Source organism: Massilia atriviolacea, from assembly GCF_003953935.1.
Lineage (GTDB): Bacteria > Pseudomonadota > Gammaproteobacteria > Burkholderiales > Burkholderiaceae_D > Telluria_A > Telluria_A atriviolacea.
Genome location: NZ_RXLQ01000006.1, coordinates 213,426 through 227,361, shown reverse-complemented (window position 1 = coordinate 227,361; position 13,936 = coordinate 213,426). Strand labels below are relative to the sequence as shown.

Here is a 13,936-nt window from a genome sequence, read left to right as displayed (position 1 = left end):
TCAAGCCTCCACAGAGTTAACCAGTTTGTTCGGAATGCCGCTGATCGAGCCGGCGCCCATGGTGATCACGACGTCGCCGTCGCGCACCACGTTCATGATCGCGGCCGGCATGTCGGCAATCGCCTCGACGAAGATCGGCTCGATCTTGCCGCCCACGCGCAGCGCGTGCGACAGGGCGCGGCCGTCGGCGGCCACCACGTGCGCTTCGCCAGCGGCGTAGACTTCGGACAGCAGCAGCACGTCGGGCGTGGCCAGCACCTTCACAAAATCTTCGAACAGGTCGCGCGTGCGCGAATAGCGGTGCGGCTGGAAGGCCAGCACCAGGCGGCGGCCGGGGTAAGCCCCGCGCGCGGCCGCCAGCGTGACTTCGGTTTCGACCGGATGGTGGCCGAAATCGTCCACCAGCGCAAAGCTGCCGCCGCCGGGAATGGCGACGTCGCCGTAGCGCGTGAAGCGGCGCCCCACGCCATGAAATTCCGCCAGGCCCTGCTGGGTCGCGCTGTCCTCGATGCCGATTTCGCGCGCGATGGCAATCGCCGAACAGGCATTCTGCACATTATGCATGCCGGGCTGGTTGAGGATGAACTGGGTGTCCGGATAGCCTTCCTGGACTACCGTGAAGTGCATCTGCAGGCCGATGGCGCTGGCGTTGATGGCGCGCACCTGGGCCGCTTCGGAGAAGCCGTAGGTGGTGATCGGCTTGGTCACGAAGGGGATGATGTCGCGCACGTGCTGGTCGTCGATGCACAGCATCACGCGGCCGTAGAACGGCAGACGGTGGGTGAAGTGCACGAAGGCCTGCTTGAGCTTTTCGAAATCGTGCTCGTAGGTTTCCATGTGATCGGCGTCGATGTTGGTGATCACTTCGATCATCGGCGTCAGGTTCAGGAAGGAGGCGTCCGATTCGTCGGCTTCGGCCACGATGTATTCGCCGGTGCCCAGCTTGGCGTTGGCGCCGGCGCTGTTCAGGCGTCCGCCGATCACGAAGGTCGGATCGAGCCCGCCCTGGGCCAGCACGGATGCCACCAGGCTGGTGGTGGTGGTCTTGCCGTGGGTGCCGGCAATCGCGATACCGCGCTTGAGGCGCATCAATTCACCGAGCATGATCGCGCGCGGCACGATGGGAATCTGGGCTGCGCGCGCCGCCACCACTTCCGGGTTGTCTTCCTTGACGGCGGTCGAAGTGACCACCACGTCGGCGCCGAGGATATTGTCGGCCGCGTGGCCGAGCATCACCTGCGCGCCCAGGCTGGACAAGCGCTGGCTGGCCGCGTTGGTGCCCAGGTCCGAGCCGGACACGCTGTAGCCGAGGTTCAGCAGCACCTCGGCAATGCCGCTCATGCCGCTGCCGCCGATGCCGACGAAGTGGATGTTCTTGATTTTATGTTTCATGTTCTTGTTTCAATTCTGTCTGTCGATCCTGCCAGTTGTTCGAGTACATCCGCGATTGCTTCATTGGCGTCGCGCTTGCCGGCCGCCAGCGCGGCGTCGGCCATCGCGCGGCAGGTGGCGCGGCTCAGGCCTTGCAGCAGCTGCGCCACGCGCTGCGCGCTCAATTCCGTCTGCGGCAAATGGATTGCCGCCTTTTGCCTTTCCATCCACTGCGCATTGTCGCGCTGGTGGCTGGTGGTGCTGGCCACGAACGGCACCAGCACGCTGGCCACGCCCGCCGCCGTCAGTTCCGACACCGTGATCGCGCCGGCGCGGCAGATCACCACGTCGGCCGCGGCATAGGCGCCGGCCATGTCGTCGATGAAGTCGACCACGTCGGCCGTCACGCCGGCTTTGGCATACGCCTCGCGCAGCGCATCGATATTCTTCTTGCCCGACTGGTGCGTCACGCGCGGACGCTCCCCGGCCGGCAGCAGCGCCAGCGCCGCCGGCACGCTGTCGTTGAGGACCTTCGCTCCCAGGCTGCCGCCGACGACCAGGATGCGCAGCGGGCCGCCGCGGCCATCGAAGCGCTGCTGCGGCGCCGGCATGGCCAGGATCTCCTTGCGCACCGGGTTGCCGGTGACGATGGCCTTGGCGGCGGCGCTGCCGAAATCGGCGGGAAAGCCGAACATCACTTTGTCGGCCAGCGGCGCCAGCGTCCTGTTCGACAACAGCAGCGCGGCGTCGGCATTGACCAGGGCCAGCGGCACGCCGGCCAGGCGCGCCATCAGGCCGCCGGGGACGCACACATAGCCGCCCATGCCGAGCACCACATCGGGCTTGCGCTGCCTGATGAAGCGGCGGCAGGCGAAGAAACTGGCCACCATCTTGAAGGCGCCGCCGATGCTGTGCTTGATGCCCTTGCCGCGCATGCCCGAAAAGACGATGCTGTCGATGGCGATGCCGTTCTTCGGCACCAGGTCCTGTTCCATGCCGTGCGAGGTGCCCAGCCAGCTTACCTCCCAGCCGCGCTGGCGCATGGTCTGCGCGATCGCGACCCCCGGGAAGATATGTCCGCCGGTGCCAGCCGCCATGATCATCAAACGCTTCATGGCCGTCCCCCCCTCATCAACACCCGGTTCTCATAATCGATACGCAGCAAAATCGCCAATCCCACACAGTTGATCAAGACGCCCGAACCGCCGTAGCTCATCAGCGGCAGGGTCAATCCCTTGGTCGGCAGGATGCCCAGGTTCACGCCCATGTTGATGAAGGTCTGCGCCCCGATCCAGATGCCGATGCCTTTGGCGGCCAGGCCCGCGAAGATCTGGTCGATGGCGATGGCCTGGCGGCCGATGTCGAAGGCGCGCTTGACCAGCCAGTAAAACATGGCGATCACCACCAGCACGCCGGCCAGGCCGAGTTCTTCGCCGATCACGGCCATCAGGAAGTCGGTGTGCGCTTCCGGCAGGTAGTGCAGTTTTTCGACGCTGGCGCCCAGGCCCACGCCGAACCATTCGCCGCGCCCGAAGGCGATCAGCGAGTGGGTCAGCTGGTAAGCCTTGTCGAGCGCATTGCCTTCCTTCCAGGGGTCGAGGTAGGCGAAAATGCGCGCGCGCCGGAAGGGCGAAAAGATGATGATGGAGGCGAAGATGGCCACCAGCAGCGCGCCGATGCCGCCGAACCAGACCGCGTTGATCCCGCCCAGGAACAGGATGCCCATGGCGATGCAGACGATCACGCCGAACGCGCCCAGGTCGGGTTCGAGCAGCAGCAGCAGGCCCACCAGGCCGATCGCGCCGGCCATCGGCAGGAAGCCCTTGGTCAGCTTGTGCATGTATTCCTGCTTGCGCACCGTGTAGTCGGCCGCGTAGATCACGGCGGCGATCTTCATCACTTCGGACGGCTGCAGCTTGAACAGCTTCAGGTCGATCCAGCGCTGCGCGCCGTTGACCGAAAAGCCGATGTGCGGGACCAGCACCAGCACCAGCAGCGCCAGGCTGCCGACGAACATGAGCGAGGCGTAGCGCTGCCAGATCGCGACCGGGATGCGGAACACGAAGTACGCGGCCAGCATCGAGACGCCGATGAAGATCGCCTGGCGCTGCAGGAAATAAGTGGTCTTGTAGTTGGCGTACTTGGGCGAATCGGGCAGCGCGATCGAGGCCGAGTACACCATCACCATCCCGAACAGCATCAGCAGCACCGTGACCCAGACCAGCAACTGGTCGTATTCCATCATTTTCGACGGGCGTGTGCGGTCCCCGGACAATGCGTCCGAAGCCGAGCCGGCGAACTTGAATGGAAACTGGAAGGCCATCAGAGATCCTGTCCCTTGTCGAGCGCCAGTTCGCGCACGGCGTCGACGAACACCTGGGCGCGCTGGCCGTAGCCGGTGAACATGTCGAAGCTGGCGCAGGCCGGCGAGAGCAGCACGGCGTCGCCGGCCTTGGCCAGCCCGGAGGCGCGGCGCACCGCTTCCGGCAGCGTCGCGCAGTCGAACACGGGAACGCCGGACGGCTCGATGGCGGCGCGCAGCAGCGGCGCGTCGCGTCCGATCAGCAGCACCGCGCGCACGTAGCGCGAGCACGGTTCGACCAGCGGGTCGAACTCCTGGCCCTTGCCGTCGCCGCCGGCGATCAGCACGATCTTCTGTTCTTCGCCGCCGAAGGCCTTGCCCAGGCCCGTCAACGCGGCCACGGTCGCGCCCACATTAGTGCCCTTGCTGTCGTCGTAGTAGTCGATCGCATCGATGGCGGCCACCAGTTCCACCCGGTGCGGTTCGCCCTGGTAGTCGCGCAGGCCGTGCAGCAGCGGCGCGAACGGCAGGCCGATGGCGCGGCACAGGGCCAGCGCGGCCAGCGCATTGGCGGCGTTGTGCAGGCCGCGGATGCGCAGCGCATCGGCCGGCATCAGGCGGCTGGTGGTGCACGGCACGACTTCGGCCGCTTCGTTCTTCTTGCGCTTCTTTTCGCTTTCTTCGCCGGCCACTGCCACGGTCAGCCACAGCACGCCGCGTTCGTTGTGCAGGCCGAAGCAGTCGGCTTCCTGCGGTTCGTCGGTGCCGAAGGTGCGCACCACGCTGCCCTGCGCGGCCATGCGCATCACCGCCGCATCGTCGCGATTGAGCACGCGCACGGTGGACGGGCCGAAGATGCGCGCTTTGTCCGCGCCGTAGGCGGCCATGTCGCCATGCCAGTCCAGGTGGTCCTGGGTGATGTTGAGCACCGTGGCGGCATCGGCGTCCAGGCTGAAGGTCGAATGCAGCTGGAAGCTGGACAACTCCAGGATCCAGGCTTGCGGCAGCTCGCCGCTATCGAGCACGTCGCGCAGCACGTCCAGCGCCGCCGGGCTGATATTGCCGGCCACGCGGGTCGACAGGCCGGCGCGCTGGCACAGCAGACCGGTCAGGCTGGTGACGGTGGTCTTGCCGTTGGTGCCGGTGATGGCGACGACTTTCGGCGCATACGCGCGTTCTTCCTTCAACGCGGCCAGGGCCTGGGCGAACAGTTCGATCTCGCCCCAGACCGGAATGGCGCGCGCGCCGGCTGCCGGCACGATGGCCGCCAGTTCGCGCTCGGGTGCGAGGCCCGGGCTGACCGCCACGAAGTCGATGGTGTCGAGCAGTGCTTCACCCAGTTCGCCGCCGATGAAATCGGCGCTTGGGACGGCTTCCTTGAGCGCCTGCAGGCGCTGCGGCGCCTCGCGCGTATCGGCCACGCGCACGCGCGCGCCGCAGCGCGCCAGCCACTGGGCCATGGCGAGACCCGACTCGCCCAGTCCGAGGACCAGGGCGTGCTTGCCGGCGTATTGTTCGAGGTGGTTCATCAGCGCAGCTTCAGGGTAGACAGGCCGACCAGCACCAGCATCATCGTGATGATCCAGAAACGCACGACGACCTGGGTCTCTTTCCAGCCTTTTTGTTCGAAATGGTGGTGCAAAGGCGCCATCAGGAACACGCGGCGTCCGGTGCCGTAACGCTTCTTGGTGTACTTGAACCAGCTGACCTGGATGATTACCGAGACCGTTTCGGCCACGAACACGCCGCCCATGATGAACAGGACGATCTCCTGGCGCACGATGACGGCGATGGTGCCGAGCGCGCCGCCGAGCGCCAGCGCGCCGACGTCGCCCATGAACATCTGGGCCGGATGCGCGTTATACCAGAGGAAGGCCAGGCCCGCGCCTGCCATCGCGCCGCAGAAGATCAGCAGTTCGCCGGCGCCCGGAATGTGCGGGATCAGCAGGTACTTCGAATAGGTGGCGCTGCCGGTCAGGTAGGCGAACAGGCCGAGGGCCGAGCCGACCATCACGGTCGGCATGATCGCCAGGCCATCGAGGCCGTCGGTGAAGTTGACCGCATTGCTGGTGCCGACGATGACGCAGTAGGTCAGTGCGATGAAGCCCCACACGCCGAGCGGATAGCTGATGGTCTTCACGAAGGGCACGATCAGGTCGGCCTTGGGCGGCAGATCCATCGAAAAGCCCGACTGCACCCATGCGTAAAACAGGTCCCATACCTTGCCGGGGGTCGGCGCCGACACCGAGAACGCCAGGTACAACGAGGCGGCGATGCCGATCAGCGACATCCAGAAGTACTTTTCGCCCGAGCGCATGCCTTCCGGGTCCTGGTAGACCACCTTGCGGTAGTCGTCGGCCCAGCCGATGGCGCCGAAACCGAGCGTGACGACCAGCACCGGCCACACCAGGCGGTTCGACAGGTCGCACCACAGCAGGGTCGAGATGCCGATGGCGATCAAGATCAGCACACCGCCCATGGTCGGGGTGCCGTGTTTTTTCAGGTGCGTCTGCGGACCGTCCGGGCGCACGGCCTGGCCGACCTTCATCGAGGTCAGCTTGCGGATCACGGCCGGACCGGCGACCAGGCCGATCAGCACCGCCGTGATGGTGGCGAACACCGCGCGGAAGGTGATGAAGTTGAAGATTCGCAGAGGACCGAATTCGTCCTGGAACATTTGTGCGAGCCAAAGCAGCATTAGTGGGCTTCCTTACTTGTGATGATTGATCCGACCAGGTGAGCGACGACCCGTTCCATTTTCATGAAACGGGAGCCCTTCACCAGTACAGTCGCGTCAGAGGTGCTGCCCAATTGTGTATCGAGTGCTGCCAATAATTCGTCGAACTGCGTGTAATGCCTTGCGCCGGCGCCGGCCATGTGGCGCGCCAGCTCGCCGGTGACCAGCACCGTTTCGATGCCGCGCGCGGCCGCGTAGGCGCCGATTTCTTCGTGAAACTCGCGCCCCTGCGTGCCGACTTCGCCCATGTCGCCCAGGACCAGGATGCGCGGCGCGGCGGCCTGCGCCAGCACGTCGATGGCGGCGCGCACCGAATCCGGATTGGCGTTGTAGGTGTCGTCGATGACGGTGGCGCCGCAGGCGGCCCGCTTGCGCTGCAGACGCCCGCTGACCGGCTCGAAGGCGGCCAGGCCGCGCGCCACGGCATCCGCGCCAACGCCGGCGGCGATGGTGCAGGCAATCGCCGCGAGCGCGTTGCGCACATTGTGCAGGCCGGCCGCGGCCAGCCTGACGCTGAAGGCGTGCGGCGGCGCGCCGTCGGTCTGCACTGTCACATCGAGTTCGCTGCCGAAATCGGCGGCGCGGTGCGTACAGCGCACGTTGGACGCGGCGTCCAGGCCGAAGGTGATCGTCTTGCGTCCGCCGGCCATGCCTTGCCACAGCGCCGTGTACGCGTCGTCGCCGGGGAACACGGCCACGCCGTCGTCCGGCAGGCCGGCCAGCACGGCGCCGTTTTCGCGCGCCACCGCTTCGACCGTATGCATGAATTCCTGGTGCTCGCGCTGGGCGTTGTTCACCAGGGCGATGGTCGGTTCGGCGATCGCGCTCAGGCGCGCGATCTCGCCCGGGTGGTTCATGCCCAGTTCGATCACGGCCGCCTTGTGCGCGTCCGTCAGGCGCATCAGGGTGAGCGGCACGCCGATTTCGTTATTCAGGTTGCCGCGCGTGGCCAGGCGCGCATCGTCCGACAGGCCGGCCGCCAGGATCGCGGCGATCATTTCCTTGACCGTGGTCTTGCCGTTGCTGCCGGTGACGCCGATGACGGGAATGGCGTATTTCGCGCGCCAGTGGTTGGCGATGCGGCCCAGGGCCACCAGGGTGTCGGGCACCACGATGGCCGGCAGGGTCCAGCCGTCGGGCAGACGGTCCACCACCACGGCAGCGGCGCCGGCGGCGGCCACCTGCGCCAGGAAGTCGTGGGCGTCGAAGGTGTCGCCGCGCAGGGCGACGAACAGCGCGCCGGCGCCGGCGCTGCGGCTGTCGGTCGACACGCTGCCGAACGTGGCGTCGGCCGTCATGCGCGCGCCCGGAATCGACGCCACCAGTTGTGCGAGCGTGCCGTGCATCAGTTGGTCCTCATCATGGTCACGCGCGCGGCCAGCGCCAGCGCGGCGTGGTCGGCGTCGGAAAACGGCATCTTGCGGCCCTTGATTTCCTGGTACGGTTCATGGCCTTTACCGGCCAGCAGGATCACGTCCGGCTTGGCCGCGTGCTTGACCGCCGACAGGATCGCGGCGGCGCGGTCTTCGATGGCCTGGAAGCGCGACGTCGGATGGGCCGCGTCCATGCCGGCCACGATCTGCCCGATGATGGCGGCCGGGTCTTCGCTGCGCGGATTGTCGCTGGTGACCAGCACATGCTCGGCGATCTGCGCAATGGCCCCCATCTGCGGGCGCTTGCCCGGATCGCGGTCGCCGCCGCAGCCGAACACGCACCACAGCTGGCCGCCGCGTTCGTGCGCGACCTGGCGCAGCGCGCCCAGGGTCTGTTCCAGCGCGTCCGGCGTGTGCGCGTAATCGATCACCACCATCGGCGCATCCTGGCCGCCGATCTGCTGCATGCGGCCTGGGGCCGGCGTGAGCGCTTCGATGGCGTCGAGCGCAGGACGCAAGGCCACGCCCTTGGCCAGCAGCGCGCCGAGTACCGCCAGCGCATTGCTGATATTGAAGTGGCCGACCAGCCGGGTCTTGACCTGGCCGCTGCCGAGCGGCGAATCGAGATGGAATTCGGTGCCCGCGTGGCGGCTGCGGAATTGCGAGGCGCGCAGCATGGTCACGCCGGCGATGTCGGGCTGGGCCGCCACATCGCGCAGGGTGTAGCCGGTGACGGACGGGCCGCCGGGCTGGGAGACGAGTTGATGGACCAGGCGCTGTCCTGCCGGGTCGTCGAGGTTAAGCACTGCTGTTTTCAATCCTGGCCACGCGAACAGCTTGGCCTTCGCCGCTTCGTAGCATTCCATGGTGCCGTGATAATCGAGGTGGTCGCGCGTCAGGTTGGTAAACAGCGCAACGTCAAAATGCATGCCCAGGGTACGGCCTTGCCCCAGACCGATGGAGCTTACCTCAATTGCCAGGGCGGTGGCGCCCGCATCGCGCACGCTGGCCAGTTTCTCGGCCAGCAGCACCGCGTCGGGTGTCGTGTACCCGGTGACGTCGTACTCGACTTCGCCGCGTCCGCCGAACAGGCCCACGCCGAGCGTGCCGATGACGGCGGCCGTTTCGCCCAGGCGCGCAAAGGCCTGGCCGAGCCAGACCGCGCACGAGGTCTTGCCGTTGGTGCCGGTGACGCCCACGGTGAACATGGCGCTGTCGGGCATCGCGTAGCAGGCGTGCGCGATCGGACCGGCGTTCGCTTTCAGCTCTGCCACGGCCAGGTGCGGCACGTTCCAGGCAGCGTCCCAGGCGAAATCGCGCTCGTCGTACACGACCGCGGCGGCGCCCTGCGCGATGGCCCTGGCGATGTAGGCGCGGCCGTCGGCGGCGTCGCCCGGGTAGGCGAAGAACACATCGCCCGGCTTGACGCGGCGCGAGTCGGAGACCGGCTTGCCGTCGCCAGCCTCGCGGGCGATCCAGGCGCAGATGTCGTGCGGATTGTGCTGATTCATAGACGGCATTACATGACCTCCCCGGAGCCATCGTTCGGCGCGACGATTTCCGTCACATCCGAATCCGGCGGAATATTCAGCGCGCGCAGCGAGTTGGCGGCCAGCGCGGCAAACGTCGGAGCCGCCACGATGCCGCCGAAATGGCCGATGGCGGTCGGTTCGTCGATCATGACGGCGATGATGAAGCGCGGATTCGACATCGGCACCATGCCGACGAAGGAACCGATGTACTTGCGCGGAATGGCGTACTTGCCGTTTTCGACCTTGTAGGCGGTACCGGTCTTGCCGCCCACGCGGTAGCCGGCCACGCGCGCCTGCTTGGCGGTGCCGTGCGCGCCCGAGACCACCAGTTCGAGCATCTCGCGCATCTCGCGCGCGGTTTTCGGCTTGATGATCTGGCGCCCCACCGGCAGCTCGCCGACCTTCTGGAACGACAGCGGAATCGTGTCGCCGTCGCGCGCGAACATCATGTAGCCGCGCGCCAGCTGCAGCAGCGAGACCGAGATGCCGTTGCCGTAGCTCATGGTGGCCTGTTCCACCGGACGCCACGATTTGTACGGACGCACGCGCCCCGCCACCGCGCCGGGGAAACCGAATTTGGGCTGCTGGCCGAAACCGACTTCGGTAAACATCTCCCACATCTCGCGCGGCGGCATCGACAGCGCCAGCTTGGAGGTGCCGATGTTGGACGACATCTCGACGATCTCGGACACCGTGATCACGCCGTGCGGCTTGGTGTCGGAAATCGGCGCGCCGTTGATCACCAGGCGCCCGGCGCCGGTATCGATGCGGGTGGCCGGGGTGACGCGTCCGGTGTCGAGCGCCAGCGCCACGGTGAACGGTTTCAGGGTCGATCCCGGCTCGAAGGTATCGGTGATGACGCGGTTGCGCAGCTGCGCGCCGGTCAGCCCCTTGCGGTCGTTCGGGTCGTAGGTGGGCCAGTTGGCCAGCGCCAGCACTTCGCCGGTCTTCACGTCCAGCACCACGGCGGCGCCGGCCTTGGCCTTGAACTTGGCCACGGCTTCCTTGATCTGCGTGAAGGCGATGTACTGCAGCTTGCTGTCGACCGACAGGGTCAGATCCTTGCCGTCGTGCGGCTCCTTCGACAGGCCCACGTCTTCGACGATCTGGCCGAGGCGGTCCTTGATCACGCGGCGGCTGCCGGTGGTGCCGACCAGGGTCTTTTGCTGCGCCAGTTCCATGCTTTCCTGGCCGGCGTCCTCGACGTTGGTAAAGCCCACCAGGTGGGTCGCGATTTCGCCCTGCGGGTAGAAGCGCTTGTATTCCTTGCGCGTGTCCAGGCCCTTGATACCGAGTTTGGCGATCTGCTCGATCACCGGCATTTCCACCTGGCGCTTGAGATACACGAAGGTGCGGTCGGAATCGAGTTTCTTGCGCAGTTCGGCATCGCTCATCTTGAGCAGCGAGGCCAGGGCGTGCAGTTTTTCCGGCGGCGAGGCCAGCACGTCTTCGGGAATCGCCCATACCGCCTTGACCGGCACCGAGGAGGCCAGCACCTGGCCGTTGCGGTCGAGGATGCGCCCGCGCGTGGCCGGCAGTTCGATGGTGCGCTCGTAGCGCTGCTTGCCGTAGCTGATCAGGACCTCGTCGGTCACGGTTTGCAGCCACACGGCGCGTCCGGCCAGCGCGACAAAGGCGGCGAACAGCACGAACAGCACGACGCGCGAACGCCAGGTGGGCAGGCTGACCGCCAGCACCGGGCTTTTCGAGAACGATACGCCTTTCGAGGCCGCTACGCGCGCGCCTGCCGCACCATTGCTACCGCGTTTCATTTGGCCCCTTCCGTCAGGTATTGCGTGCGCGCCGGGGTCAGCGGCGTCATGTCGAGCTTGTCGCGCGCGATCTGTTCGATGCGCGCGTTGGTGCCCAGGGTCGACTGGTCCAGCTGCAATTGGGCCCAGTCGATGTCGAGCTGGCGCGCCTGCTGCTCCAGCTTGCCCAGTTCGATGAACAGGTTGCGCGCCTGGAATTGGGCGTTAACCAGCGACAAGGCGCAGCCGACCAGCAGGACGGCGAGCACGATGTTGATCTTGCTGTTCACGCAGCGCTCCGGGCGGGCAAGCGTTCGGCCACGCGCATCACGGCCGAGCGGGCGCGCGGATTGGCGTCCACTTCGGCGTCGGACGGCTTCATCTTGGCGATAAGTTTCATCAGCGGCTGCGGCAGGTCGACCGCGCGGATCGGCAGGCGGCGGTCGGGCTGTTCGACCTTCACCTTGCTGGCCAGGAACTGCTTGACCATGCGGTCTTCCAGCGAATGGAAGCTGATGATGGCCATGCGGGCGCCGGGCGCGAGCATGGCATAGGCCTCGTTCAAGCCTGTTTCAAGGTCTTCAAGCTCTTTATTGATGAAAATCCGGATAGCCTGAAAGGTCCGTGTGGCCGGATCCTTGCCCTTCTCCCGGGTTTTGACCGCGTTTGCCACGATGCCGGCAAGCTGTCGTGTGCTTGAAATTGGTTCGACTGCCCGGCGAGCAACAATCGCCTTTGCAATCTGAAAAGCAAACCGTTCTTCCCCATAGTCGCGAATGACCCTTTCCAATTGTTGTTCAGTCTCGCCGGCCAGCCATTCGGCGGCGGAAACGCCGCGCGTGGTGTCCATGCGCATGTCGAGCGGGCCGTCGTTGCGGAAGCTGAAGCCGCGCGCGGCGTCGTCCACCTGGGGCGAGGAAATGCCGAGGTCGAGCAGGATGCCGTCGACCTGGGTCACGCCGCGCGCGCGCAGCGCCTGCCCCATGGTGGCGAAGCTGTCGTGCACGATCTCGAAGCGCGCGTCGCCGATCTGGCCGGCCGTGGCGATCGCCTGCAAGTCCTTGTCGAAAGCAAACAGGCGCCCTTTCGGGCCAAGGCGCGACAGGATCAGGCGGCTATGTCCGCCGCGACCGAAGGTCCCGTCTATATAAGTACCGTCGGCGCGCAGACCGGTCAGGTCGAGCGCATCGACCGCTTCGTCCAGCAACACCGTCCGGTGCTGAAATTCCGGCACCGCCACCACATTCATCATCGGCGCGCCTCAGAAGGAAAAATTAGATAAGACATCGGGCATGCCGCCGGCGACGGCGGCTTGCTCGTCCTCGGCCAGTCTGGCGGCATCCCAGATTTCGAAATGGCTGCCCATGCCGAGCAGCATGACCTCACGGGTGAGGCCGACGGCGCTGCGCAACTCGGGCGAGATCAGGATGCGGCCGGCGGAATCGAGCTCGACATCGCAAGCGTTGCCGAGGAAAATACGCTGCCACGCGCGGGCCGACATCGGCCAGGCGGCGATTTGCTCGCGGTGCGATTCCCACACCGGACGCGGAAAAAACAGCAGGCACCCGTGCGGGTGGCGGGTGAGCGTGAGGCGGCCTTCGCACTGGACTGCGAGTGCGTCGCGATGCTTGGCGGGAATGGACATCCTGCCTTTCGCATCGAGATTGATTGCGGACGCGCCTTGAAACACGAGTTACCTACTTGGAAAAGTTATTATGAAGTCGGTGTTTTGGCGCCAGGAGCTCATTTTATCTCCCACAAAACTACACTTTTTCACACAGTTGCCCACTTTAGATGAAGCCATCTGGACGGTCAAGCGCTTTCAATCGTGCCAAAAGGGAATTTTGTTAATGAAGTCAAGGACTTAGCGCATTACCTTGAAGGATCTTCAAAGTAAAATATGTCGAAAAATTAGAGACTTAGATAAGACAGTGAATGTTCAACCTCATCTATACACATGGGTTTGCGAGGCACAACAAGACTTAAAATAATTACATCTGCTTACTTTTACGCAACGGATGAGTGATTTGTCCTGCGCGGACGGCGCAGTGTGCTAGGAAGCCGCGGCCGGACCGGCGCCGCGGGATGAGGCAAGGATCAATAGCGCAGCGGCGGGGCGTCGTACAGGCTGGCGCCGTCGTCCATGTCGAAAAACAGACCGCCGTAAAGAACCAGGGTGAAGCGCAAGGAATCGTCGGTCGCCACGTCCGCCAGGCTTGCCATGTGGATCGGGTGCTGATGCTGCACGCCCAGGGCCAGCGCGTCGATCACCGCTCGTGCACTGTGCCATCCGCAAACGTGAAGCTCAGCGCCGGCGGTGCCCGGCCCGGAGGCGCGCAGGCAGGCAGCGGCGCCTTGCGCGCCGGATAATCAGTGTGAAGCGGGCCGATAGGCCGGATTTTGTTACGGCGACGACCCTTGCGGGCAATCGCTATGACAGCCATTCCTCTAGGCGCAGAATTACTCCTGCGCTCAAGCTCCCTACCCGCACGCTCCGCGAGCCGCCTCAACGCGTGCCTATTTGGGATTGCTCCAGGTGGAGGTTACCGCGTTTCACCGTAACTCAATACGCTCGTCTCTGTGGCCCTATTCCTCGCCTTATACTCCCCGGCTTGCGCCGGTCGGCTTTCGGCGGACGGCCATTAACCGTCACCCTGCTCTATGGAGTCCGGACCTTCCTCCCGCCGACGCATTACACGCCAGCCAGCGACTGTCTGACCCGCTTCACCCCGGCATTGTACCGCGCCGCGACCCACAGGACCAACTTTCCGCTTTTTCCCCGGCGAGCCATATCGTTTTCGATATCGATCATGCAAAAAAAGTGATCGCAGTTGCCTTACCCGGCATACATACACACTCTTATAATATCG

Annotated in this window: 12 protein-coding genes and 1 other RNA gene; all 13 read right to left on the bottom strand. The window is 65.4% G+C overall.

The annotated features are described in order from the left end of the window. The 13 genes from murC to rnpB all read right to left on the bottom strand — a co-directional run bounded on the left by murC (position 1) and on the right by rnpB (position 13,792). Positions 1-1,392, bottom strand: coding sequence for a UDP-N-acetylmuramate--L-alanine ligase (gene murC / locus EJB06_RS13345; protein ID WP_126074511.1), 1,392 nt, complete (start codon positions 1,390-1,392; stop codon positions 1-3). Continuing rightward, on the bottom strand, positions 1,389-2,486 hold the full coding sequence (gene murG, locus EJB06_RS13340) for an undecaprenyldiphospho-muramoylpentapeptide beta-N-acetylglucosaminyltransferase (protein WP_229427062.1): 1,098 nt from the start codon (positions 2,484-2,486) through the stop codon (positions 1,389-1,391). Before murG ends, murC begins: the two co-directional genes overlap by 4 nt. Continuing rightward, complete coding sequence (gene ftsW, locus EJB06_RS13335) at positions 2,483-3,694, bottom strand: putative lipid II flippase FtsW (RefSeq protein ID WP_126074510.1); 1,212 nt, start codon at positions 3,692-3,694, stop codon at positions 2,483-2,485. The genes murG and ftsW overlap by 4 nt, the downstream gene beginning before the upstream one ends. Next, positions 3,694-5,202: a UDP-N-acetylmuramoyl-L-alanine--D-glutamate ligase gene (gene murD, locus EJB06_RS13330; RefSeq protein WP_126074509.1), complete on the bottom strand. Its 1,509-nt coding sequence runs from the start codon at positions 5,200-5,202 to the stop codon at positions 3,694-3,696. The genes ftsW and murD overlap by 1 nt, the downstream gene beginning before the upstream one ends. Continuing rightward, positions 5,202-6,371, bottom strand: coding sequence for a phospho-N-acetylmuramoyl-pentapeptide-transferase (gene mraY / locus EJB06_RS13325; protein ID WP_126074508.1), 1,170 nt, complete (start codon positions 6,369-6,371; stop codon positions 5,202-5,204). Before mraY ends, murD begins: the two co-directional genes overlap by 1 nt. Continuing rightward, complete coding sequence (locus EJB06_RS13320; RefSeq protein WP_126074507.1) at positions 6,371-7,756, bottom strand: UDP-N-acetylmuramoyl-tripeptide--D-alanyl-D-alanine ligase; 1,386 nt, start codon at positions 7,754-7,756, stop codon at positions 6,371-6,373. The genes mraY and EJB06_RS13320 overlap by 1 nt, the downstream gene beginning before the upstream one ends. Further along, the gene (locus EJB06_RS13315) at positions 7,756-9,303 is read right to left on the bottom strand and encodes a UDP-N-acetylmuramoyl-L-alanyl-D-glutamate--2,6-diaminopimelate ligase (protein WP_370660125.1); all 1,548 of its coding nucleotides are present in this window, start codon (positions 9,301-9,303) and stop codon (positions 7,756-7,758) included. Before EJB06_RS13315 ends, EJB06_RS13320 begins: the two co-directional genes overlap by 1 nt. Further along, entirely contained in the window at positions 9,303-11,087 is a 1,785-nt protein-coding gene (locus tag EJB06_RS13310; protein ID WP_126074506.1) for a peptidoglycan D,D-transpeptidase FtsI family protein, read from the bottom strand. Before EJB06_RS13310 ends, EJB06_RS13315 begins: the two co-directional genes overlap by 1 nt. Then, positions 11,084-11,356: a cell division protein FtsL gene (gene ftsL / locus EJB06_RS13305; RefSeq protein WP_126074505.1), complete on the bottom strand. Its 273-nt coding sequence runs from the start codon at positions 11,354-11,356 to the stop codon at positions 11,084-11,086. The genes EJB06_RS13310 and ftsL overlap by 4 nt, the downstream gene beginning before the upstream one ends. Beyond that, the gene (gene rsmH / locus EJB06_RS13300; protein ID WP_126074661.1) at positions 11,353-12,315 is read right to left on the bottom strand and encodes a 16S rRNA (cytosine(1402)-N(4))-methyltransferase RsmH; all 963 of its coding nucleotides are present in this window, start codon (positions 12,313-12,315) and stop codon (positions 11,353-11,355) included. The genes ftsL and rsmH overlap by 4 nt, the downstream gene beginning before the upstream one ends. 12 nt (positions 12,316-12,327) lie before the next feature. Next, on the bottom strand, positions 12,328-12,756 hold the full coding sequence (gene mraZ / locus EJB06_RS13295) for a division/cell wall cluster transcriptional repressor MraZ (protein WP_126074504.1): 429 nt from the start codon (positions 12,754-12,756) through the stop codon (positions 12,328-12,330). A gap of 407 nt (positions 12,757-13,163) precedes the next feature. Beyond that, positions 13,164-13,337, bottom strand: coding sequence for a hypothetical protein (locus tag EJB06_RS31855; protein ID WP_164557908.1), 174 nt, complete (start codon positions 13,335-13,337; stop codon positions 13,164-13,166). A gap of 102 nt (positions 13,338-13,439) precedes the next feature. After that, positions 13,440-13,792, bottom strand: an RNA gene (gene rnpB, locus EJB06_RS13290) — RNase P RNA component class A. Between the last annotated feature and the right edge of the window lie 144 nt (positions 13,793-13,936).